The sequence below is a fragment of the Amycolatopsis sp. NBC_01307 genome, assembly GCF_035975215.1.
Lineage (GTDB): Bacteria > Actinomycetota > Actinomycetes > Mycobacteriales > Pseudonocardiaceae > Amycolatopsis.
Map to the genome: position 1 here is coordinate 870,309 of NZ_CP108403.1, position 24,771 is coordinate 895,079.

General features: G+C 73.4%; 7 protein-coding genes and 1 pseudogene. 6 read left to right on the top strand and 2 right to left on the bottom strand.

Annotated features, from left to right (window positions below; translation table 11 throughout):
* Positions 1-121 precede the first annotated feature (121 nt).
* Both OG439_RS04130 and OG439_RS04135 read left to right on the top strand, forming a co-directional pair.
* The gene (locus OG439_RS04130) at positions 122-421 is read left to right on the top strand and encodes a hypothetical protein (protein ID WP_247049330.1); all 300 of its coding nucleotides are present in this window, start codon (positions 122-124) and stop codon (positions 419-421) included.
* Between the two features lie 23 nt (positions 422-444).
* Positions 445-3,156 (top strand): helix-turn-helix transcriptional regulator, encoded by a 2,712-nt coding sequence (locus tag OG439_RS04135; protein ID WP_326947982.1) that lies wholly within the window; start codon positions 445-447, stop codon positions 3,154-3,156.
* A gap of 86 nt (positions 3,157-3,242) precedes the next feature.
* On the opposite strand, the gene OG439_RS04140 is transcribed toward OG439_RS04135, so the two are convergent.
* Both OG439_RS04140 and OG439_RS04145 read right to left on the bottom strand, forming a co-directional pair.
* The gene (locus tag OG439_RS04140; protein WP_326947984.1) at positions 3,243-4,448 is read right to left on the bottom strand and encodes a macrolide family glycosyltransferase; all 1,206 of its coding nucleotides are present in this window, start codon (positions 4,446-4,448) and stop codon (positions 3,243-3,245) included.
* A gap of 57 nt (positions 4,449-4,505) precedes the next feature.
* On the bottom strand, positions 4,506-5,177 hold the full coding sequence (locus tag OG439_RS04145; RefSeq protein ID WP_326947985.1) for a VC0807 family protein: 672 nt from the start codon (positions 5,175-5,177) through the stop codon (positions 4,506-4,508).
* Positions 5,178-5,362: 185 nt separating this feature from the next.
* On the opposite strand from OG439_RS04145, the gene OG439_RS04150 reads away from it, so the two are divergent.
* From OG439_RS04150 to OG439_RS04165, 4 genes and pseudogenes are all read left to right on the top strand, one after another.
* Positions 5,363-6,700 (top strand): sensor histidine kinase, encoded by a 1,338-nt coding sequence (locus OG439_RS04150; protein WP_326947986.1) that lies wholly within the window; start codon positions 5,363-5,365, stop codon positions 6,698-6,700.
* On the top strand, positions 6,664-7,320 hold the full coding sequence (locus OG439_RS04155) for a response regulator transcription factor (protein ID WP_323331878.1): 657 nt from the start codon (positions 6,664-6,666) through the stop codon (positions 7,318-7,320). The genes OG439_RS04150 and OG439_RS04155 overlap by 37 nt, the downstream gene beginning before the upstream one ends.
* A gap of 247 nt (positions 7,321-7,567) precedes the next feature.
* Entirely contained in the window at positions 7,568-15,691 is an 8,124-nt protein-coding gene (locus OG439_RS04160) for a type I polyketide synthase (RefSeq protein ID WP_326947987.1), read from the top strand.
* 37 nt (positions 15,692-15,728) lie between these two features.
* Positions 15,729-24,728: pseudogene (locus OG439_RS04165) on the top strand (type I polyketide synthase); the annotation flags it as partial.
* Between the last annotated feature and the right edge of the window lie 43 nt (positions 24,729-24,771).

Here is a 24,771-nt window from a genome sequence, read left to right on the forward strand (position 1 = left end):
GCATCATGAACGTTCAAGAAATCGCACAGCAGGCCGAGACTCCCGACGGTTTCGACTGGGACACCATCAAGAACATCATCAGCGGGCTGGGCTTCGGCCGCCCCTAGTACGGAGACTGCCCGTGTACATGGCAAGCGTCACACTTGCCGCATCGGGCGAGGCCACCCACCGCGAGCTGGACCCGCACGTACTGGTGGACCTGCTCTGGGCCCTCGCCGAGCCGGGGCTGGGAATCGAACACATGCGTGTCGCCACCGGCCCGGGTCGCATAGAAGTCGTTTTCTTCTCCACCGCGCCGGACGCGCATTCGGTCGCGATCACCGGAATTCATCTCTGCGAAACCGCCGTGTCATCCGCGCCGCAATTGCGCGGCTGGATCGTCGTGCCGATCGCGGGGAATGAGGGGCCTGGTCAGCAATGAAGTATGTCCATCATCGTGCGGAAATGTCCATTTTAGGGGAAATGTACGAAGGTGTCCGGCAGGGCCGGGGCCGGGTCGCGCTCATCGGCGGCCCGGTCGCCAGCGGGAAGACCAGCTTGCTCGGCAGGCTGGCCGACACGGCCCTGGAGTCCGGGGCCGTCGTCCTGCAGGCCATCGCGTCGGACTCCGAGCGGGACCTGCCGTTCGGCGTGCTCGGGCAGCTGGTGCAGAGCCCGGCCGTGCCGGCCGGGGCGGCCGACGAGTTCGCCGCGCTGCTCGAAGCCGGCGCAACCACCCTCGCGGGGGACCCGGGGGCGGCGCGGCAGCACATCTCCCGGGCGGTGGCCGCCGCCCTGCTCAAGCTCTCCCGCACGGCGCCGGTGGTGCTGGTCGTCGACGACCTGCACCACGCCGACGAGGATTCGCTGCACTGCCTGCTCTTCCTGATGGTGCGGATCCGCTCCGCCCGGATCCTGGTCGCGCTAGGGGAGCGCACCAGCGACCGGTCGGTCGGCCCGGCGTTCGACGCCGAGCTGGTGCGGCTGCCGCACTGCCGCCGCATCCGGCTGACGACGCTGCCCGCGGACGGCGTGGTCGAGCTGGTCACCGGCGAGCTCGGCGCGGACGCCGCCCGGCTGCTCGCCCCCGCCTACCACGAGCTCACCGGCGGCAACCTGCTGCTGGTGCACGCCCTGTTCGAAGACCACCGGACGGCGGGCGGCCCGGCCGAGCCGTCGCCGGGGTTCGCCTTCCGCAACGCGGTCCTGAGCTGCCTGCGCAGCAGTGGTCCGCTCGCGCTGGACCTCGCCGCGGCGGTCGCCGTGCTGGCCGGCGCGGCCGACGCCGACCGGGCGGCCGACCTGGCCGGGGCCGGTACGGACGAAGCGGTCCGGGTGCTCGGGGACCTCGAAGCCGCCGGGATCCTGGCCGGCGGCCGCTTCCGGCACCCGGCCGGCGCGGCCGCGGTGCTGGAGGCCATCGAACCGGGCCGGCGGGCCCGGCTGCGCCGCCGGGCCGCCCGGCTGCTGTACGAAGCGGGCGCCGAGAGCCGCAGCGTCGCGGAAATGCTCGTCGCCTCCGAGGACCTCGACGAGCCGTGGGTCGCCACCGTGCTCCGCAGCGCCGCGGAGCTCGCGCTGGCCGAGGACGACGTGGAAAAGGTCGTCCGCTACCTCGAACCGATGAGCCGGCTGGGTGACGACGCCCAGCGGGTCGCCGTCACCACCCTGCTCGCCGACGCCGAATGGCGGGTCTCCCCGGTCGCGGCCGAACGACGGATCCGTGCGCTGGCCGCCGACGTCGGCGGGGTCGCGAACGGCCCCGGGCCGCTGCGCCACCTTCTGTGGCACGGCGAAGCCGAGGAAGCGGTCGAGGGGTTCGGCAAGCAGATCGAGAACACCGGGATGTCGCTCGACGCCGAGGCCCTGTGCCTGGCCGTGGCGTGCACCCACCCGGCGCTCGCCGCCCGGCTGCCGGTGCCGGCCCGGGCCGCGGGTACCCGGCCGGTGCCCAGCGGCACGGTCGTCGACACGCAGTGGCGCGCCGCCCGGATCCTCAAGGCGGTCTTGCGAGGCCGTTACGGGGACAACGTCGTCGTCGCGGTCGAGCAGATCCTGCAGAGCACCCGGCTGGCCGACGCCACGGTCCAGCCGCTGACCTTCGCGTTGCGCGCGTTGATGTACGCGGGCAGCACCGACCGGGCGCTGCCCTGGTGCGAACGGCTGCTGGAAGAGTCGGCCAAGCGGCGGGCCCCGGCCTGGCAGGCGGTGTTCAGCGCGCTGCGGGCGGAGATCGCCGTGCGGCAGGGCGGTCTCCCGGCCGCGCTGGAGCACGGCGCGAAGGCCCTCGCCCTGATCTCGGCGTCGAGCTGGGGTGTGGCGATCGGGTCGCCGCTGGCGAGCATGATCCGGGCGCGCACCGAGATGGGGGCGCACGAGGAGGCCGAAGCGCTGATCGCCCAGCCGGTGCCGGCCGCGATGATGCGGACCGTGCACGCGCTGCCCTACCTCTACGCCCGCGGCCGGCACCACCTGGCCACGGACCAGGTGTACGCGGCGCTGCGGGACTTCATGGCGGCGGGCGAGCTGATGACGGCGTGGGGCATCGACCTGCCGGCGCTGGTGCCGTGGCGGGCCGGCTGCGCCGAGGCCTACCAGCGGATCGGCGACCGGGCCAAGGCGGCCGAACTGGTGGACGCCCAGCTCAACCTGGTCAGCGAGAGCAACTCCGCCGCGCTCGGGGCGACGTTGCGGGTGCTGGCGAACACGCACGAGCTGGCCGACCGGCCGCCGATGCTCAAGAAGGCCGTCGACGAGATCCAGGCCGGCGGGGACCGGCTGGAGCTGGCGAAGGTGCTGGCGGACCTGGGGCGCACGCACCACGAGCTGAACGAGACCAGCCGCGCCCGGATGGTGGTCCGCCGGGCCTGGCACGTGGCCCAGGACTGCCGGGCCGACGCGGTGTGCCGGGAGCTGCAGCCGCACATGTCCGCCGAGGACCTCAAACCGGCGGGCGTACCCGGCGAAACGGACCGGCTCGCGCTGCTCACCTCGGCCGAGTACCGCACCGCCGCGCTGGCGCGGCACGGCTACACCAACCGCGAGATCGCCCGGAAGCTGTTCATCACGGTCTCCACCGTGGAGCAGCACCTGACCCGCACCTACCGGAAACTCAAGGTCGGCAACCGCGCCGACCTGCCCGCCGGGCTCGAGCCGACCGTCGCCGGTACGGCTTGACCGTGGCCCCCTCCCGGCCACGGTCGCCCCGATGCCCGGTCACGACTCCCCAGCGTGACCGGGCATTCCGGCGTTCCGCGCCCGGGTCAGCGAGCCGCCGTCTCGGCGTAGTTCTCCAGCTTGTCCGCGGCGGTCCGGGTGCCGCCCGCTTCGCGGACGCGGCGGCTCTCCGCGCGGAGGCGGGCCCGCAGCGCTTCGTCGGCGAGCACGGCTTCGACGGCCTCGCGCAGGCTCTCCGGGCTGACCTCGTCGCGGTCCAGGGCCCGGCCGAGGCCCAGCTCGGCGATCCGCCGGGCAACGACGTCCTGCTCGGGCATCTGCGGCACCGCGACCAGCGGCGTGCCGAAGTACAGCGACTCCATCGTGCTGCCCATCCCGGCGTGGCAGACGAACGCGGACGCGTGGCGCAGCACGGAAAGCTGCGGGACCCGGGCGTGCACCTCGACGTTCGGCGGCAGCTCGCCGAGCGCCGAGACCGGCACGCGGTTCCCGATCGCCATCACGACGTGCACCGGCCGGCCGGCGAAGGCGGCCACGCAGGCGCGGAAGAACTCGGGGCGCAGGTTGTGCGCCGTGCCGAGCGAGACGTAGACGACCGGCAGGCCGGTCTCCGGCGGCGTCCAGTCGCCCTGGAACCCGCGTTCGGACAGGCACGGCCCGACGAAGCCGAAGCGCTCGTCGAAGGTGTCGCCGGCGTACTGGAACTCGCGGGTCAGGAAGACCAGCCGCGGCTCGTCCGGCTCGCCGCGCGTGATGTCCTCGGGCGTGACGTCCGCGAACCCGTTGCGGGACAGGAACTCGGTGAACTCGGCGTGGAACGCGGCGGTGGCCGGGTGCTCGGCGGCGACGCCGGCGATGCGCTCGGCCTCCTCGGCCACGGAGTACTCGGTGTTGGCGGCGAAGGTCGGGAACAGCTCCAGCGTCGGCCGGTCCCAGCGGCGCCCGAGCATCCGGGCGAGCGGGTACATCGTGACGTCGTAGGCGATGACGTCCGGCAGGTCGCCGTCGAAGTGCGCCAGCAGCGCCGGGGCCAGCTGCGCGCTCTCCCGCAGCAGGATCAGCGGCAGCCAGGCGACGTCGTCGGCGGTGACCTCCTTGCCGGGGTGGGCCGAGGCGAGCGTGGTGTCGACGACGAGGACGTCCGCGCCGGCGGCCCGCAGCGCGGGGGCGAACTCGGCGGTGGCGGCGTAGGTGACCCGGTGGCCGCGGCCGACGAGCTCGGCCACGACCGCGATGGTGGGGTTGACGTGCCCGTGGGCGGGGATGGTGACGAACGCGAAATGGCGGGACATGGTCTGCTTCCTTTTCGGAGGTTTCGTCCGGATCACCGGCGGGCGGGGCGGGGTGGGTCAGGCGGTGACGGCGCCGGCGGTGGCGCTCTTCTTCTTGTCGCCGATCAGGCCGGTGCGCTGGCCGTAGACCTGGCCGAAGATCTGCAGCCCGATGAAGAGCACGGCGTACTGCGCGCCACCGAGGCCCGGGACCAGGTCGACCGGCAGGGTGTAGGCCATGACCCCGCGGACGACGGCGTCGAGCACGAGCGCGATGCCCCAGGCGGCGGTGACGACGCGCATGCCGTGGCGGAAGCTCTCGGACGTGGCGAACCGGTGCGTCCAGGTGTCTTCCGGCGTCTTCGCCTTGGCGTCGGCGATCGGCCGCGCGGCCTCGTAGATGAACGGGCGGTTCGTGCGGAGCGTGCCGAGCAGCCACAGGCCGGCGACGGCGGTCAGCCAGCCGTCCTTGGCCAGCAGGAACCGCTCGCTGCCGGTGAGGAAGGACGCGGCGACGCTCAGCAGCAGGATGGTCAGGGTGAACAGCGCCAGGCCGCCGACCTTGCGGGTCCGCACGACCTGCCAGATCACGTGGACCAGGGGCGCGGCCCCGCCGGCGAGCAGGGCGAGCAGCTGGTCGACGCCGGCGGCGCGGAGGCCGTAGTAGAGGGCGATCGGGGCGACGAGGTCGACGACCAGGTTGGTCACGATCGCGCCGGCGGCGCTGGTCTTCGGGGCGGTGGTGGTCATCGGGTTCTCCCAGGTCGTCGGTGGTGTGTTTCCAACGTAGAAGGGAGTGGATCTCGTCAGAACCCCTCTTCTACCCCGACCGGGGTGGAGTTTTCTTTATGCGGGCAGGGGTGGTATCCGTCTCCGCCCGGACACGCTCCGTGAGTCAGACTGACCGGGTGGGCTCGCCCGGAGGAGGAACCGACATGAGTGACACGGCGGTCGCCGCCGGCGCACCCGTGGCCACCCGGCTGCGGCGCGCGCCGCGGGACCTCGCGCGCGGCGCCGCGCTCGGCCTGCTCAGCCTGGGCGAAGCGGCGCTCGCGGTCGGCACCCTGCTGTCGCTGGTGCTGTGGTTCGGGCTCGGGATGTTCCCGCTGTTCCTGCTGATCACGGTGCTGATCCGGCGGATCGCGAACACCGCGCGCGAGCTGGCCGGGCGCTGGTCCGGGGTGCCCGTGGCGGTGCCGTACCGGCCGCGGCCGCGGCTCGAACGCACCGAGCACGGCTGGTACTGGAGCGGGAAGGACTACCACAAGCGCCGCTGGTTCGCGGCGGTGTCGCTGCGGGTCCGCTGGATCTGGGGCGACCCGGCGACCTGGCGCGACCTGGCCTGGCTGCTGGCCGACCCGGTGGTCGGCGGCGCGCTCGCGGCGTTCCCGGTGCTGCTGGTGCTGACCGGGCTGACCGGCGTGCTGCTGGCGGTGGGACAGGCGGCCGGGGTCGTCGGCGAGCTTTCGTGGCTGGGCGGCACGGAGGTGCCGCTGCAGATCGCCGTCGGGCTCGCGTGCGTCGCGGCCGGGGCCGCCTTCGCCGGCCCGCTGCTGCGGCTGCACGGCGAATGGACGTCGCTGCTGCTCAAGCCGGGACGGCGGGGCAAGCTCAACGACCGCGTCCGGCAGCTGACCCGCACCCGCGCGGACGCGCTGGCCACGCAGGCCGCCGAACTGCGCCGGATCGAGCGCGACCTGCACGACGGCGCCCAGGCGCGGCTGGTCGCGATGCGGATGAAGCTGGCCGCGCTGTCGCAGTTCATCGACCGCGACCCGGACCGGGCCAAGGAGCTGGTGCTCGAGCTGCGGGACTCCTCGAGCAAGGCCCTGCAGGAACTGCGGGACCTGGTGCACGGCATCCACCCGCCGGTGCTCGCCGAGCGCGGGCTGCGGGACGCGCTGCGGGCGTTCGTGCTCGACCTGCCGCTGGACGCGAACGTCGACATCGAGCTGCCCGGCCGGTTCGAGCCGGCGGTGGAGGCGGCGGTCTACTTCAGCGTGTGCGAGGCGCTGGCCAACGTCGTCAAGCACGCGCAGACCCGGGACGTCACCGTGCGGCTGCGGTTCGACGACGGGCTGCTGGCCGGCGCGGTGGTGGACGAAGGCCGCGGCGGGGCCGATCTCGCCGCCGGGTCCGGGTTGCGCGGGATCGCCCAAAGGCTGGAAGCGTTCGACGGTAGTCTGGGCGTCGTCAGCCGGCCCGGCGGACCGACCCGCGTGAGTTTGGAGATCCCGTGCGCGTTGTGCTCGCCGAAGACCTCGCTCTCCTGAGGGACGGCTTGACACTGCTGCTGCAGTCGCACGGTTTCGACATCGTCGCCGCGGTGGAAACCGGGCCCGAACTGCTGAAGGCGCTGCTGGAGCACCGCCCCGACGTCGCCGTGGTCGACGTCCGGCTGCCGCCGAGCTTCACCGACGAAGGCCTGCAGGCCGCGCTGGCCGCGCGCAAGCAGGTGCCCGGGCTGCCCGTGCTCGTGTTGTCCCAGCACGTGGAACAGTTGTACGCCAACGAACTCCTGCAGGACGGCGCCGGCGGCGTCGGCTACCTGCTGAAGGACCGCGTCGGCGACGCCGAGGAGTTCGTCGAGGCGGTGCGGCGGGTCGCGGCCGGCGGCACCGCGATGGACGCGACGGTGATCGCGAAGCTGCTGGCGCGCCAAGCACGCAACGAGCCCTTCGAGACGCTCAGCCCGCGCGAGCGCGAAGTGCTGGAGATGATGGCCGAGGGCCGGTCGAACGCCGGCATCGCGCAGAGCCTCAACTTCAGCGACGGCACGGTCGGCAAGCACATCTCGAACATCTTCACCAAGCTGAACCTGCCACCGTCCAATGACGACAACCGGCGGGTGCTCGCGGTGCTGACCTACCTCAACCGCGGCAAGGCCGTCTGACCCTCGGGCTTCAATGCCCTGAAGGTGCCCCTCAGGGACCGGAAGTCCCTGAGGGGCACCTTCAGGGCATTTTCCCTTGTCCCGCCGGGTGACGTGCAGGGTGCTAGGGGCCCCGTTAGGGGTTTCTGGCCCGCTCCGGGCTCAGTAGCGTTTTGCCTGCTCACGACGAACGTCGGGCGTTCGCGCGCCGCGTGACGGGCTTCGTCGCGGCTGCTCCTGCCCGTCCGCGATCTGTGGAGGACTCGCCTTGTCCAAGCTTGAGTTCGGCATCGCGATCGTCGGCATGGCCTGCCGGCTGCCCGCCGCGCCGGGGCCGGGGGCGTACTGGGACCTGCTGCGCCGTGGCCGGCACGCCATCACCGAGACCCCGCCCGAACGCTGGACCGGACCGGAAGACGCGCCCGGGACCGGGTACGGCGCTTTCCTCGACGACGTCGCGGGCTTCGACGCCGCCTTCTTCGGTGTTTCCCCGCGCGAAGCCGCGGTGATGGACCCGCAGCAGCGGCTGATGCTGGAGCTGAGCTGGGAGGCCCTGGAGGACGCCGGCCTGCCGCCGGCCCGCCTCGACGGCGAGAACGCGGGCGTGTTCTTCGGAGCCATCTGGGACGACTACGCGCACCTGCTCACCGAGCACGGCGTCAGCACCCAGCACTCGCTGACCGGCGGGCACCGCGGCGTCATCGCCAACCGCGTCTCCTACACCCTCGGGCTGCGCGGGCCGAGCCTGGTCGTCGACTGTGGACAGTCGTCGTCGCTGGTCGCGGTGCACCTGGCCTGCGAAAGCCTGCGCCGCGGCGAATCCGCGGTGGCACTCGCGGGCGGCGTCAACCTGAACCTGCTCGCCGCCAGCGCGGTCGGCGCGTCCCGCTTCGGCGGGCTGTCGCCGGACGGCCGCTGCTTCACCTTCGACGCCCGCGCCAACGGTTACGTGCGCGGCGAAGGCGGCGGCCTGGTCGTGCTGCGCCCGCTCGCCGACGCCCTCGCCGACGGCGACCGCGTCTACGGCGTCATCCGCGGCACGGCCGTGAACAACGGCGGGACCGCGGAAACCCTGACCACACCGAGTGAATCCGCGCAACGCGAAGTGCTGCGGCTGGCGCACGAGCGGGCCGGCACCGAGCCGGGCGACGTCGAGTACGTCGAGCTGCACGGCACCGGCACGCGTGTCGGCGACCCGATCGAGGCCGCCGCGCTCGGCGCGGTGATCGGCACGGCCCGCGCGGACGGCGCCCCGCTGCTCGTCGGGTCGGCCAAGACCAACGTCGGCCACCTGGAAGGCGCCGCGGGCATCACCGGGCTGCTGAAGGCGGTGCTGTGCCTGTGGCACGGCGAGATCGCGCCGAGCCTCAACTTCATCGAGCCCAACCCGGACATCCCCCTCGACGCGCTGAACCTGCGCGTGACGACCGAGGCCACGCCGTGGACCGGGCCGAACCGGCTGGCCGGCGTCAGCTCGTTCGGCATGGGCGGCACCAACTGCCACGTCGTGCTCGCCGCGGCCCCGGCTCCGGCACGCCGGACGAGCGGCGGCGACCCGCTGCCACTGGTGCTGTCCGCCCGATCGCCGGAAGCGCTGGCCGCGCAGGCGAAATCACTGTGGGACCGGCTGGCCGCGCACGACCCGGTCGACGTCGGGTACTCCCTGGCGACGACGCGCGCGTCCCTCGACCACCGCGCCGTGGTCGTGCCGGACGGCGACCTCGCGGGGGCACTCGACGTCCTCGCCGCCGGGGGTTCGTCGCGGTCGGTGGTCCGCGGGACCACGCGCGACGCGCACCCGGTCGCCTTCCTGTTCTCCGGTCAGGGCAGCCAGCGAACCGGTGCGGGACAAAGGCTTTACGTGACCCAGCCGGTCTTCGCGGCCGCTCTCGACGACGTCTGCGCCCGCTTCGATCGTCACCTCGACGTCCCGCTGCGCGACGTCCTGTTCGAGCCCACGGAACTCCTCGACCGGACGCGGTACACGCAGCCGGCGTTGTTCGCCCTCGAAGTCGCGCTGTTCCGGCTGCTGGAAAGCCGCGGTGCGCGCCCGTCCATCCTTTTGGGACACTCGATCGGCGAGCTGGCCGCGGCCCACGTCTCCGGCGTGCTCTCCCTCGACGACGCGGCCGAGCTGGTGGCCGCCCGCGGCCGGCTGATGGACGCGCTGCCGGGCGGCGGCGCGATGCTCGCCGTCGAGGCCACCGAGGCGGAAGCGCTTTCCGCACTGACTCCCGCCGTGTCGATCGCCGCGGTCAACGGGCCGCAGGCGGTGGTGCTGTCCGGTGACGCGGACGCCGTCACCGCGCTGGCGGACCATTTCACCGCGCTGGGGCGCAAGACCAAGCGGCTGACCGTCAGCCACGCGTTCCACTCGCCGCACATGGACGCGATGCTCGACGACTTCCACGCGGTCGCCGCGCGGCTGAGCTTCGCGCCGCCGCGGATCCCGATCGTCTCCACCCTCACCGGCCGCGTCGCCGCCGCCGAGGAACTCGCCGACCCGGGCTACTGGACGCGGCACGTGCGCGACGCTGTCCGTTTCGCCGACGCCGTAAGTGTTGTCGGCGACGCTGTGTTCGTCGAGCTGGGCCCGGACGGCGTGCTGTGCGCGATGGCCCGCGAGTGCGTCTCCGGCACCTTCGCCGCCGCCCTGCGCCGGGACCGCGACGAGACGTTCACCCTCCACAACGTCCTGGCGCAGCTGCACGTCCACGGCGCCGACGTCGACTGGGCCGCGGTCTACGGCGACCGCGGCAACCGCGTCGACCTGCCGACTTACCCGTTCCAGCGCGTCCGGCACTGGTTCGACGGCCCCGCGCGTCCGCCGGCCCCGGCCGTCGAGCGGTCGTGGGCGCAGCGGGTCGCGGACCTGCCCGCCGCCGAGCGCGACCGCCGCCTCGGCGACGTCGTCCGCGCGGGTGTCGCGGTGGTGCTCGACTACGCCGGCGTGACCGACGTCGACCCGGAGCGGACGTTCAAGGAGCTCGGCATCGACTCGCTCACCGCGGTCGAGCTGCGGGACCACCTCGGCCAGGTGACCGGCCTGCGGCTCGGCAGCGGCGTGCTGTTCGACCACCCGACGCCGACGGCGCTCGCCCGGCACCTGGAAACCGAGCTGTCCGACGCTCCGCAGGCCACCGCGGAGACCGTGGCCGTCAGCGACGAGCCGATCGCCATCGTGGCGATGAGCTGCCGTTACCCCGGCGGCGTCCGGACCCCCGAAGACCTGTGGCACCTGGTCGCCGAGGGCGTCGACGCGATCGGCGGCTTCCCGGCCGACCGCGGCTGGGACCTCGACGGGCTCTACGACCCGGACCCGGAACACGCCGGCACGACCTACGCCCGCGGTGGCGGGTTCCTCGACGGCGTCGCGGACTTCGATCCCGCGTTCTTCGGCATTTCGCCGCGGGAAGCCGTCGCGATGGACCCGCAGCAGCGCGTCCTGCTGGAGCTGACCTGGGAGGCGCTCGAACGCGGCGGTCTCGACCCGGCCGGGCTGCGCGGCACGTCGACCGGGGTCTTCGTCGGCGCCATGGCGACCGACTACGGCCCGCGCCTGCACGAAGCGGCCGGCGGCGCCGACGGCTACCTGCTCACCGGCACCACCGGCAGTGTCGTCTCCGGCCGGCTGGCGTACACGTTCGGCCTCGAAGGACCCGCGGTCACCGTCGACACGGCCTGTTCGTCGTCGCTGGTCGCCCTGCACTGGGCGGCGCAGGCCCTGCGCGGCGGCGAGTGCTCGCTGGCCCTGGCCGCCGGCGTCGCCGTGATGTCGCAGCCGGGCATGTTCATCGAGTTCTCCCGCCAGCGCGGATTGTCCGCCGACGGCCGCTGCAAGGCGTTCTCCGCCTCGGCGGACGGCACCGGCTGGGCCGAGGGCGCCGGAGTCCTGGTGCTGGAACGGCTTTCCGACGCCCAGCGCCACGGCCACCAGGTCCTGGCCGTGCTGCGCGGCTCGGCGGTCAACTCCGACGGCGCGTCCAACGGTCTCACCGCACCCAACGGCCCGTCGCAGCAACGCGTCATCCGCCGCGCGCTCGCCACCGCCGGACTGGCTGCTTCGGACGTCGACGCCGTCGAAGCGCACGGAACCGGGACGACCCTGGGTGACCCGATCGAGGCCGACGCGCTGATCGCGACCTACGGCCGGGACCGCGAGACGCCGCTGTGGCTGGGGTCGCTGAAGTCCAACATCGGGCACACGCAGGCGGCCGCGGGCATCGGCGGCGTGATCAAGATGGTCCAGGCCCTGCGCCACGGCGTCCTCCCGCGCACGCTGCACGTGGACGAACCGACCCCGCACGTCGACTGGTCCGCCGGAACCGTCGCCCTGCTCACCGAGACCCGGCCGTGGCCGGAGACCGACCGGCCACGCCGGGCCGCGGTCTCGTCCTTCGGCGTCAGCGGCACCAACGCCCACGCCGTCCTCGAACAGGCCCCCGCGACCGACGCGCCGGAGAGCGCTTCCGGCCCGGTGCCGGTCGTGCTGTCCGCGCGAACCGAGGGCGAACTGCGGGACCAGGCAAAGAACCTCCTGGACTACCTGGCGGACACGGCGGTGTCCGAAGTGGACGTCGCGCACACGCTGACGTCGACGCGGGCACGGTTCCCGCAGCGCGCCGTACTGCTCGGCACCGATCTCCGGGACCAGCTCCGCACCCTGGCCGACGGCGGCAGCTCGCCCGACGTCGTCACGGGTTCGGTGCGCGGCTCCGGGCGGACGGCGTTCGTCTTCCCAGGCCAGGGCTCGCAGTGGGCCGGGATGGCGGTCGAGCTGGCCGGGTCCTCGCCCGCGTTCGCGGCGCGGCTCGACGAGTGCGCGGACGCGCTGGCGTCCCATGTGGACTGGTCGCTGCTCGACGTCCTGCGCGGCGTCGAGGGCGCGCCGGGGTTCGACCGGGTCGACGTGGTCCAGCCGGTGCTGTGGGCGGTGATGGTGTCGCTGGCCGCATTGTGGCGCGCGCACGGTGTCGAGCCGTCGGCCGTGGTCGGGCACTCACAAGGAGAGATCGCGGCGGCGGTCGTCGCGGGCGCACTGTCCCTTGAGGACGGTGCGCTAGTGGTGGCGTTGCGCAGCAAGGCGATCCTCACCCTGGCCGGACGCGGTGGAATGGTCTCGATTCCCCTGCCGCACGACGAGGTGGCCGAGCTGATCGACGACCGGATCTCGATCGCGGCGGTCAACGGCCCGCGGTCCACCGTGGTCTCGGGGGACGCCGACGCGCTCGACGAGCTGGTGAACCGTTGTGAGGCCCAGGAAATCCGCGCGAAGCGGATCCCGGTGGACTACGCGTCCCACTCGGCGCACGTGGCCTCCCTGGAAGCCGAACTCCTGGACGTCCTGGCCCCGATCCGGCCGCGCGCCGCGGCGGTGCCGTTCTACTCGACGGTCACCGGCGAACCTCTTGACACGACGGTGATGGACGCCCGGTACTGGTACGAGAACCTCCGCAACACGGTCCGGTTCGAAGCGGTCGTGCGCCTGCTCGCCGAGCGCGGCCACTCGGTGTTCGTCGAGTGCAGCCCGCACCCCGTCCTCACCATCGGCGTCCAGGACACCGTGGACGAACTGGGCACGGACGCCGTCGCCGTCGGCACCCTGCGACGCGACGACGGCGGCCCGGCCCGGTTCCTCAACGCGCTGGCGCAGGCCCACGTCTGCGGCGCCACCCCGGACTGGAGCACGGTCCTGCCCGGCGGCCGCGTCGTCGAAGACCTGCCGACGTATCCCTTCCAGCGGCAGCGGTTCTGGCTCGAAGCCGCGGCCGGCGCGGGCGAACTGTCCTCGGCCGGCCTCGGCGCGGCCGGGCACCCGCTGCTCGGCGCCGCCGTCCGGCTCGCCGGCACCGGCGGCCTGCTCTACACCGGGCGGCTGGCCCGGCGGACCCACCCCTGGCTGACCGACCACGCGGTGTTCGACACCGTGCTGCTGCCCGGCACCGCGTTCGTCGAGCTGGCGGTGCGCGCGGCCGAGGACACCGGCTGCGACACGCTCGAAGAGCTGACCCTGGAAGGCCCGCTGCTCCTGCCGGAGCGCGGCGCGGTCACCGTGCAGGTCGCGGTCACGACGGCCGACGACGACGGCCGCCACGCGATCACCTTCCACTCCCGCCAGGACGACCACGGCGACTGGACCCGGCACGCGACCGGCGTGCTCGGCCCGTCGCCGGCGGCCGGGACCGCGCTGACCGCGTGGCCGCCGGCGGCCGAGCCGATCGACGTCGACGCGCTCTACCAGGACCTCGCGGACGCCGGGTTCGGGTACGGCCCGGTGTTCCAGGGCTTGCGCGCGGCCTGGCGCGCCGGCCGGGACGTCTACGCCGAGGTGGTCCTGCCGACCGACGACGCCGCCCGGTTCGGGCTGCACCCGGCCCTGCTCGACGCCGCGCTCCACGCCGCCGGCCACGACGTCCTGATCGGCGCCGACGGCACGAGCAGCATCCCGTTCTCCTGGCGCGGCGTCACGCTGCACCGCAGCGGCGCGACCGCGGTGCGCGTCCGGCTGACCGTGGGGGAGGGGGAACTCGCACTCGCCGTGGCCGACGAGACCGGCGCCCCGGTGGCCACAGTGGACTCCCTGCTGCTGCGCCCGCTGACGCGAACCCTCACCGGCGCCGCACCCGACTCACTGTTCCGGGTGGACTGGACCGAATTCGAACCGTCCGAAGCAGACTCCACTGTCCTTTGGTGTGACGACCTCGACAAGCTGGAAGCGCCGGAGGGTTTTGTCGTCGTCCGGATCGCCCCGGAGCCGGAAGACCTGGCCGAACGTGCCCACGCCGCCGCCGCCCGCGCGCTGGACCTGGCCCGGCGATGGACGTCCGACGAGTGCTTCGCGGCGGCCAAGCTGGTCCTGCTGACCTCGGGCGCCCGGGCGGACGACCCGGCGGGGGCGGCGGTCTGGGGCCTGATCCGCGCGGCCCAGTCCGAGCACCCCGGCCGGTTCGTCCTCGCCGACGTCGCCCCGGGCGAGGAAGACCTCCTGCCGCGGGCGCTCGCGTCGGGGGAATCGCAGCTGGCAGTGCAGGCCGGTACGACGTACGTGCCGCGGCTGCGCCGGGTCAAACCGGCCGACGGCGACCTGCCGGTGTTCGACGGCACGGTCCTCGTCACCGGCGGCACCGGCACGCTCGGCGCACTGCTCGCCGAGCACCTGATCACCGGGCACGGCGTCCGCGACCTGGTCCTGACCAGCCGGAAGGGCCCGGACGCACCGGGCGTGCCGGAGCTGGCCGAGCGGCTGCGCGGACTCGGCGCCGACGTCACGATCGCCGCCTGCGACGCCGCCGACCGCACGGCTCTGGCGAGCCTGCTCGACGGGCTGCCCGACCTCACCGGCGTGGTCCACGCGGCCGGGGTGCTCGACGACGGCGTCCTCGCCTCGCTGACCCCCGAGCGGCTGGCCGCCGTCCTGCGGCCGAAGGTCGACGCGGCCGTCCACCTGGACGAACTGACCGCCGACCGGCCGCTCACGGCGTTCGTGCTGTTCTCCTCGGTCGCCGCGACGCTCGGCACCGCCGGGCAGGGCAACTACGCCGCGGCCAACGCGTTCCTGGACGCGCTCGCCGCGCGGCGCCGCGCCCAAGGACGGCCCGGCACCGCGCTGGCCTGGGGTTTCTGGGCCGAGCGCAGCGGCATGACCGGGCACCTCGCCGCCGCAGACCTGAGCCGCATGACCCGGTCCGGCGTGGGCGCGCTGCCCAGCGCCGAGGGCCTCGCGCTGTTCGACGTCGCGCTGCGCCAGGCCGACGCCGCGCTCGTCCCGGCCCGCCTGGACCTGGCCACGCTCCGGGCGCGCGCCGGCGGGAACGTTCCGCCGCTGCTGCGGGAGCTGATCCGGACCCGCTCCCGCCGGGCCGACGAGCCGGCGAGCACCGCCTCCCTGGCCGGCCGCTTGGCGGCGGCACCGGACGCGGACCGGCCGCAGCTGGCGCTGGACGCCGTGCTGGCCGAGACCGCGACCGTGCTCGGCTTCGCCTCGGCCGCGACGATCGACGGCGACCAGGCGTTCAAGGAGATCGGCTTCGACTCGCTGACCGCGGTCGAACTGCGCAACCGGCTCACCGCGGCCCTCGGCCTGCGCCTGCCGGTGACGCTGATCTTCGACCACCCGACACCGCGCGCGCTGGCCGGCTACGTGCTGACCGAGCTGGCGCCGGCCGCACCGGCGGTGTCGGACCTGCCGGTGCTGGCGCAGCTGGACCACCTGCGCGGCGCACTGTCCAAGGTGGACTCCGGCGACCCCGACCGCGTGCGGATCACCGCGCGGCTGCGGGCCCTGCTGGCCGAATGGACCGACGACGAGCAACCGGCGGACGACGTCGAGATCGACACCGCCGACGACGATGCGATGTTCGCGCTGATCGACAGCGAACTCGGGACTGTGTGAGGGATGGGCGACATGCCGACGGGCTGGGGTGAGCTGAATGTCCACTGAGGACAAGCTGCGGGACTATCTCAAGCGGGTGACCACGGACCTGCGGCAGGTCCGGCGGGAGCTGCGCGAGGAGCGGGAGCGCGACGCCGAACCGATCGCCATCGTCGGGATGAGCTGCCGCTACCCCGGCGGCGTCCGCTCGCCCGAGGACCTGTGGGAGCTGGTCGACGAGGGCCGGGACGCGGTCGCCGGGTTCCCCGAGCGCCGCGGCTGGGACCTCGGCGCGCTCTACCACCCGGACCCCGACCACGCGGGCACGTTCTACGCCCGTGAAGGCGGTTTCCTGCACGACGCCGACGAGTTCGACGCCGAGTTCTTCGGCATCTCGCCGCGTGAGGCGCTGGCGATGGACCCGCAGCAACGCCTGCTGCTGGAGATCTCGTGGGAAGCCCTGGAACGCGCGGGCATCCCGCCGGAGTCGGTGCGCGGCACCCGCGCCGGGGTGTTCGCCGGCGTGATGTACCACGACTACGGCTCCCGGCTGCCGCACGCACCCGCCGACGTCGAGGCCTACCTCGGCAACGGCAGCGCCGGCAGCGTCGCCTCCGGCCGGGTAGCCTTCACCCTCGGCCTCGAAGGGCCCGCGGTCAGCGTCGACACGGCGTGTTCGTCGTCGCTGGTCGCGCTGCACCTCGCCGGGCAGGCACTGCGGTCCGGCGAGTGCACGCTCGCGCTCGCCGGCGGGGTCGCCGTGATGTCGACGACCGCGACGTTCATCGAGTTCTCGCGCCAGCGCGGGCTTTCGGTCGACGGCCGCTGCAAGCCGTTCGCCGCCGCCGCGGACGGCACCGGCTGGGCCGAGGGCGCCGGCATGCTCGTGCTGGAAAAGCTGTCCGACGCGCAGCGCAACGGCCACCGCGTGCTCGCCGTGGTCCGCGGCAGCGCGGTGAACTCCGACGGCGCGTCCAACGGCCTGACCGCGCCGAGCGGGCCCGCGCAGCAGCGGGTGATCCGGCAGGCGCTGGCCAACGCGCGGCTCACACCATCCGAAGTGGACGCCGTCGAAGCGCACGGCACCGGCACGACCCTAGGCGACCCCATCGAGGCGCAGGCCCTGATCGCCACCTACGGCCGCGACCGCGAGACGCCGCTGTGGCTCGGGTCGCTGAAGTCCAACATCGGGCACAGCCAGGCCGCCGCGGGGGTCGGCGGCGTGATCAAGATGGTCATGGCGATGCGCCACGGCGCACTGCCGCGGACCCTGCACGTCGACGCGCCGACCCCGCACGTCGACTGGTCCGCCGGGACCGTCGAACTGCTCACCGAGGCTCAGCCGTGGCCCGAGGCCGACCGGCCGCGCCGCGCCGCGGTGTCGTCCTTCGGCGTCAGCGGCACCAACGCGCACGCGGTGCTGGAGCAGGCGCCCGCTGCCGAGACGTTGCCGTCCGCTGTGTCCGGTGTGGTTCCGGTCGTCCTGTCGGCCCGATCCGCGGAAGCGCTTACCGAACAGGCCGCCCGGCTCGCCGAACGACTAGCCGACCCGGACCTCGCCCTGCCCGATTTCGCCTGGTCGCTGGCGACGACGCGCGCGGCGCTGCCGGAGCGGGTCGCGTTCGCGGCCGCCTCGCGCGAAGAGGCCCTCGACGTCCTGGCCGGTCTGGGCCGCGGCGACGTCGTCCCGGCCGCGGTGCGCGGCGCGGCCCGTGGCGGCGCGAAGTCTGTGTTCGTCTTCCCTGGCCAGGGCTCCCAGTGGGCCGGCATGGCTGTCGGGCTGCTCGACGAGTCGCCGGTCTTCGCGGCCCGGATGGCCTCATGTGAAGCCGCCCTTGCATCCTTAGTGGACTGGTCGCTCACGGACGTCCTGCGTGGCGTCGAAGGCGCGCCCGGGTTCGACCGGGTCGACGTCGTCCAGCCGGTGCTGTGGGCGGTGATGGTCTCCCTGGCGACGCTGTGGCGGTCGTACGGCGTCGAGCCGTCGGCCGTCGTCGGTCACTCGCAGGGCGAGATCGCGGCCGCGGTCGTCGCCGGCGCGCTGTCCCTCGAGGACGGTGCCCGCGTGGTCGCCCTCCGCAGCAAGGCCATCCTGGCGCTGGCCGGACGCGGTGGCATGGTCTCGATCCCACTGCCGCCCGCCGAAGTCACCGAGCTGATCGACGACCGGATCTCGGTCGCGGCGGTCAACGGCCCGCGCTCGACCGTCGTCTCCGGTGACGCGGACGCCCTCGACGAGCTGATGGATCGCTGTGCGGAACGCGAGATCCGCGCCAAGCGGGTCCCGGTGGACTACGCGTCGCACTCGGCGCACGTCGAGTCCCTTGAAGCCGAACTCCTCGACGTACTCGGCCCGATCCAGCCCCGCACGTCCGAGATCCCGTTCTACTCCACGGTCACCGGCGAGCCGATCGACACGACGATCGTCGGCGCCCGCTACTGGTACGACAACCTTCGCAACACCGTCCGCTTCGAGGACGCCACCCGCGCGTTGCTCGCCCGCGGCCACTCGGTGTTCGTCGAATGCAGCCCGCACCCGGTGCTGACGATCGGCCTTCAGGACACTGTGGACGATCTCGGCGTCGCGCTGGGCACCCTCCGCCGGGACGAAGGCGGCCTCCGCCGGTTCCTGACCGCGCTGGCCGACGCCCACGTCCGCGGCATCTCGCCGGAGTGGGCGAAGGTGTTCGGTGGCGGCCAGGTCGTCGACCTGCCCACCTACGCTTTCAAGCGTGACCGTTATTGGCTGGACGCCCCCGCACCCACCGCGGGCGGCTCGGACGGCGGGTTCTGGGACGCCGTCGACCGCGCGGACCTCGACCTCGAACTGCCGGAGGACACCCTCCGCGACGTGCTGCCCGCGCTCGCCGCGTGGCGACGGCGTCACCTGGACTCGTCCACTGTGGACGGCTGGCGATATCGCGTCACCTGGGAGCCGGTCGACGTCGAGCGCGTGAAGCTGTCCGGCGTCTGGCTGGTACTGGGGGAGGACGACCTCGGCGTCGCCGACGCCCTGGCCGCACACGGCGCCGACGTCCGCCGCGAGCTGACGGACGAACCGCCGACCGGGATCGTCTCCCTGGCCGGCGACGGCCGGGAATCGCTCGCCGCCACGACGAAGCTGCTGCAGTCCGAACTGGACGCTCCCGTGTGGACGATCACTTCCGGCGCGGTCACCACCGGCCGCGGCGACCGCGTCCGGCACCCCGATCAGGCCTTGGCCTGGGGGTTCGGCCGGGTCGCCGCGCTGGAGCAGCCGGACCGCTGGGGCGGCCTGCTCGACCTGCCGGAGACCCTCGACGACCGGGCCGCGGCCCGGCTCGCCGCGGTCCTGGCCGGGACCGGAGAAGACCAGGTCGCCGTGCGCGACTCCGGCGTGTTCGCCCGCCGGCTCGTCCGGGCCCAGCCGCGTCCGGCCGCCGACGGCTGGCAGCCGCGCGGAACCGTGCTGGTCACCGGCGGCACCGGCGCGCTCGGCGGCCAGGTCGCCGAGTGGCTCGCCGCGAACGGCGCCGAGCACCTCGTCCTCACCAGCCGCAGCGGTGCGACCGCACCAGGCGCCGAAGAGCTGCGCGCGAAGCTGACCGCGCTCGGGGTCGAGGTGACGATCGCCGCGTGCGACGTCGCGGACCGCGACGCCTTGGCCGCGCTGCTCGACGGTCTCGACCTCACGGCCGTCGTGCACACCGCCGGCGTCCTCGACGACGGCGTCATCTCCGCCCTGACCGACGACCGCTTCGACGACGTCCTGCGCCCCAAGCTCGACGCGGCCCTCGCACTGCACGAGCTGACCGGCGACCTCGACGCGTTCGTGCTGTTCTCCTCCTTCGCGGGCACGGTCGGCAACGCGGGCCAGGCCAACTACGCCGCCGCCAACGCGTTCCTGGAGGCCTTGGCCGAGCAGCGCGCGGCCGACGGGCTCCCGGCCACCGCGATCGGCTGGGGTCACTGGGCGGGCGGCGGCCTGGCCGACGACACCCTGCGCGGCGACCGTCTCCGTCGCGACGGCCTGGTCGCGATGGACCCCGCACTCGCCGTCACCGGCATCACGCGGGCAATCGAACAGGGCGACACCGTCTCGGTCGTCGCGGACGTCGACTGGGACCGGTTCGTGCCGGTGTTCGCCGCGTCCCGCCCGAGCCCGCTGCTCGGCGGCTTCACACCGTCCACAACGGACACACCGGCCCCTGCCGGGTTCGCCGGGCAACTGGCCGCGCTGACCGGCACCGACCGCGACCGGTTCCTGCTCGACCTGGTGCGAGCCCACGTCGCGGGCGTGCTCGGACACGGCTCCCCGAGCGCGATCGAACCGCGCCGCGCGTTCCGCGAGCTGGGTTTCGACTCGCTGACCTCGGTCGAGCTGCGCAACCGGCTCAGCGCCGCGACCGGGCTGAAGCTGCCCGCGACCGTCGCGTTCGACCACCCCACGCCGCTGGACCTGGCCACGCTGCTCGGCGGCGAGGCGGGGGAGCGCGATGTCGCCCCGGTCGGCGCGGTCGTTGACGCCGTGGCCGACGACCCGATCGCCGTCGTCGCGATGACCTGCCGCTACCCCGGCGGCGTCGGCAGCCCCGAGGACCTGTGGGAGCTGCTGGCCGCGGGCCGTGACGCGATGGCGCCGTTCCCGGCGAACCGCGGCTGGGACCTCGACGCGCTCTACGACCCGGACCCCGACCACAAGGGCACCTGCTACGCCCGCGAAGGCGGGTTCCTCTACGACGCCGACAAGTTCGACGCCGGCTTCTTCGGCATCTCACCCCGCGAAGCGCTGGCGATGGACCCGCAGCAACGGCTGCTGCTGGAGACGTCGTGGGAGCTGTTCGAACGCGCGGGAATCGACCCGGATTCGTTGCGGGGCAGCGAAACCGGTGTGTACATCGGCACCAACGGCCAAGACTACGCACCGGGCCTGCACGAATCACCTGAGGGCGTCGAGGGCTACCTGCTCACCGGCAACGCGGCCTCGGTCGTCTGCGGCCGCGTCGCCTACACCTTCGGGCTCGAGGGCCCTGCGGTCACGGTGGACACGGCATGCTCGGCGTCGCTGGTGGCGCTGCACCTCGCGACGCGGGCGCTGCGCAACGGCGAGTGCTCACTGGCCCTGGCCGGCGGCGCGACGGTGATGTCCAAGCCGGGCGCGTTCGTCGAGTTCTCCCGCCAGCGCGGCCTGTCCGCCGACGGCCGCTGCAAGGCCTTCGCCGCCGGCGCGGACGGCACCGGCTGGGGCGAGGGCGTCGGCCTGATCCTGCTGGAGCGGCTGTCCGACGCCCGACGCAACGGCCACCGCGTCCTCGCCCTGTTGCGCGGCAGCGCGGTGAACTCCGACGGCGCGTCGAACGGCCTCACCGCCCCGAACGGCCCGTCACAGCAACGAGTCATCCGCCAAGCCTTGGCCGACGCCGGCTTGACACCGTCCGATGTGGACGCCGTCGAAGCGCACGGCACCGGCACTTCACTGGGCGACCCGATCGAGGCACAGGCCCTGATCGCAACATACGGCCGAGACCGCACGGACGCGCCACTGTGGCTGGGCTCGGTGAAGTCCAACCTCGGGCACACGCAGTCCGCGGCGGGCGTGGCCGGCGTCATCAAAATGATCCTGGCGATGCACCACGGAGTGCTGCCGAAGACACTGCACATCGACGAGCCAACCCCCGAGGTCGACTGGAGCGAGGGCACGGTAGCGCTCCTCACCGAGGCAACCCCGTGGCCCGACACCGACCACCCCCGCCGAGCCAGCGTCTCATCATTCGGCATCGGCGGCACGAACGCGCACGTAGTCCTGGAGGCGGCCCCTTCTGACGAGTCCGTCGAAGAGCCCCTCGATGACGGCCCCATCGTCCTGTCCGCCCGTTCGGCGCCGGCCCTACGGGCTCTGTCCGCCCGGCTGGCCGCGCACGTCACCGCATCGCCGGACCTGACCCCGGCCGAGCTGGGTCACGCCCTGAGCACCTCCCGGTCCGCACACCGCCACCGTGCAGCACTGGTCGCGGCCGACCGAACCGAGCTACTGGCCGGCCTGACCGCCGTCGCCGCCGACGCGCCATCCGTCCCCACCGGCGAGGCCTCCGAAGGGCGGCGGATCGCGTTCCTGTTCACCGGTCAGGGCAGCCAGCGCCCCGGAATGGGCCGCGAGCTGTACCGAGAGTTCCCGGTATTCGCCGACGCCCTGGACAAGGTCTGCGCCCACCTGGACGCCCACCTGGACCGCCCGCTGAAGGAGGTCATGTTCGCCGAACCCGGCACCGAGGTCACTGCCAGCATCGAGGCCGGCTCCGAGGCCGCCGAAGCCGCCGAGGCCGCCGCGCTGCTCGACCAGACCGCCTACACCCAAGCTGCACTGTTCGCCCTGGAAGTGGCCCAGTTCCGCCTGCTCGAACACTGGGGCATCACCCCCCACCAGCTGCTCGGCCACTCGATCGGCGAGCTGGCCGCGGCCCACGTCGCGGGCGCACTGACGCTGGCCGACGCCGCGACGCTGGTCGCTGCGCGTGGCCGTCTCATGCAGGCACTGCCGTCCGGTGGCGCGATGCTGGCGATCCAGGCGACCGAGGACGAGGTTTCGGTATATCTGTCTGACCGTGTGACCATCGCCGCGCTGAACGGCCCGGACTCGACGGTCATCTCCGGCGACGAGGCTGCGGTAAAAGCCGTGGCGGAGCACTTCGCGGACCGTAAGACCAAGCAGCTCACCGTGAGCCACGCGTTCCATTCACCCCTCATGGACCCCATGCTGGAGGAGTTCCGCGGTATAGCGGAGTCTCTGTCATACGGTAAGACGGTTATACCGATAGTCTCAAACGTCACCGGCGAGCCGATCACCGAGTTCAACGCCGACTACTGGGTCCGCCACGTCCGCGAGGCCGTCAGGTTCCTCGACGGCGTCCGCGCGCTGGAAGCCTCCGGAGTGGACACCTACGTCGAGCTGGGCCCGGACGGCGTGCTCACCAGCACGGCCCAGGACTGCGTGACCGAACCCGCGGTGTTCGTCGCCACACAACGCCGTGACCGCGAAGAACCGTTCGCACTGCGGACCGCCCTGGCAACGCTGTTCGTCGCCGGCGTGGAGCCGGACTGGACCGTAGTCTTCGGAGGAAAACGCGCGCTACGGGACCTGCCCACCTACCCGTTCCAAGGCGAGCGGTTCTGGCTCGAAACCGCCGCACGACAGCCCGTCAAGACGTCCACGGTGGACACCTGGCGCTACGCCATCACCTGGCGGCCAACGGACGACCCGGCCCCAGGCAACCTCGCCTCATGGCTCGTCGTAGTCCCGCCGGGAGAAGCGAACGACCCGGCCATCGACGCACTCACCAAGGCCGCAGCGGTCACCATCCTCGAAACCGACGACACCGACCGCGAAACCCTGACCATCCGCCTGGCCTCGCTCGACGACGTCGACGGCGTGCTCGCCCTGGGCGGCCTCGGCCCGCAGGTGACCACGACCCTCCTGCAGTCACTCGGCGACGCGGGCATCGACGCCCCGCTGTGGGTCGCCACCCGCGGCGCGGTCGCCACCCACCCGGCCGACCGCGTGGGCCGACCCGATCAGGCCATGCTGTGGGGCCTCGGCCGCACCGCCGCCCTCGAACACCCACGCCGCTGGGGCGGCCTGATCGACCTGCCCGAGCACTTCGACGACCGAGCAGCCGCCCGGCTCACCGGCGTCCTGACCGGCAGCACCGGCGAAGACCAGCTCGCGCTGAGGGCGAACGGCCTGTTCGCCCGCCGCCTGACCCCGGCCCGCCCGGGACGCGGCGACGTCGACTGGGCCGCCGCCGGTCCGGTGCTGATCACCGGCGGCACCGGCGCGCTCGGCTCGGCCGTCTCCCGGTACCTGGCCGGCCGGGGCACCGAACGCCTCCTGCTGATCAGCCGCCGTGGCCCCGCCGCCCCCGGCGCGGCCGCCCTCGAAACCGAGCTGACCGCGCTCGGCGCCGACGTCACCATCGCCGCGTGCGACGCCGGGGACCGCGCGCAGCTGGCCGCGTTCCTCGCCGATCACCCCGTCGGCGCCGTGGTGCACACCGCCGGCGTGCTCGACGACGGCGTCCTCGACGCCCTGACCGCCGACCGTTTCACCGACGTCCTGGCGGCGAAGGCGACCGCGGCCGCGAACCTGCACGAGCTGACCGGCGGCCTGAGCGCTTTCGTGCTGTTCAGCGCGTTCGCCGGGACAGTCGGCAACGCCGGCCAGGCGTCCTACGCCGCGGCGAACGCTTACCTCGACGCACTCGCCGAGCAGCGCCGCGCGAACGGCCTGCCCGCTACGTCGATCGCCTGGGGTGCGTGGGCCGGTGACGGCATGGCCGCCGGCGCGGTCGGCGACCGGCTCGGCCGTGCCGGGTTCGCCGCCATGGATCCCCGGGTCGCCGTCACCGCGCTGGGGGTCGCCGAGCCGTCCGCGCTCGTCGCCGTCGCGGACGTCGACTGGCCGGTGTTCGCGCCCGGGTTCACCGCGTCGCGGCCCAGCCCGTTGCTGGCCGACCTCGCGCCGCAACCGAACGTATCCACAGTGGACGAACGCGGGTTCGCCGAGCGGCTGGCCGCCGTGCCGGACGCCGAACGCACCCGGCTGCTGGAGGACCTCGTTCGCGAGACCGCCGGGCTGGTGCTCGGGCACACCGGCGCGATCGAACCCGCCAGGCCCTTCAAAGAACTCGGCTTCACCTCACTGTCCGCAGTGGAGCTGCGCAACCGGCTCGACGCGGCGACCGGGCTGTCCCTGCCCGCGACGCTCGTGTTCGACCACCCGACCCCGCGGGCCCTGGCCGCGCACCTGCGGGCCGAGCTGATGCCGGCACAGGGCCCCGGCCCGGTGTCCCTTTTGGACGAACTGGACCGGCTGGAGGCGGCGCTCGCCGCGCTCGGCCCGGACGAGCTGACCGACCTGGCCCCCGACGAACAGGCCCGGGCCCGGATCGGCACCCGGCTCAAGGACCTGGGCACGGCCTGGCACCAGGCCGCGGACGTCCCCGCCGCCCTCGGCGACGAGCTGGACGACGCGACCGACGACGAGATCTTCGCGCTGATCGACAAGAAGTTCGGCACCTCGTGACCGAGGCGGCCCGGCGTACCCACGAACTGCGACAGGACTGAAC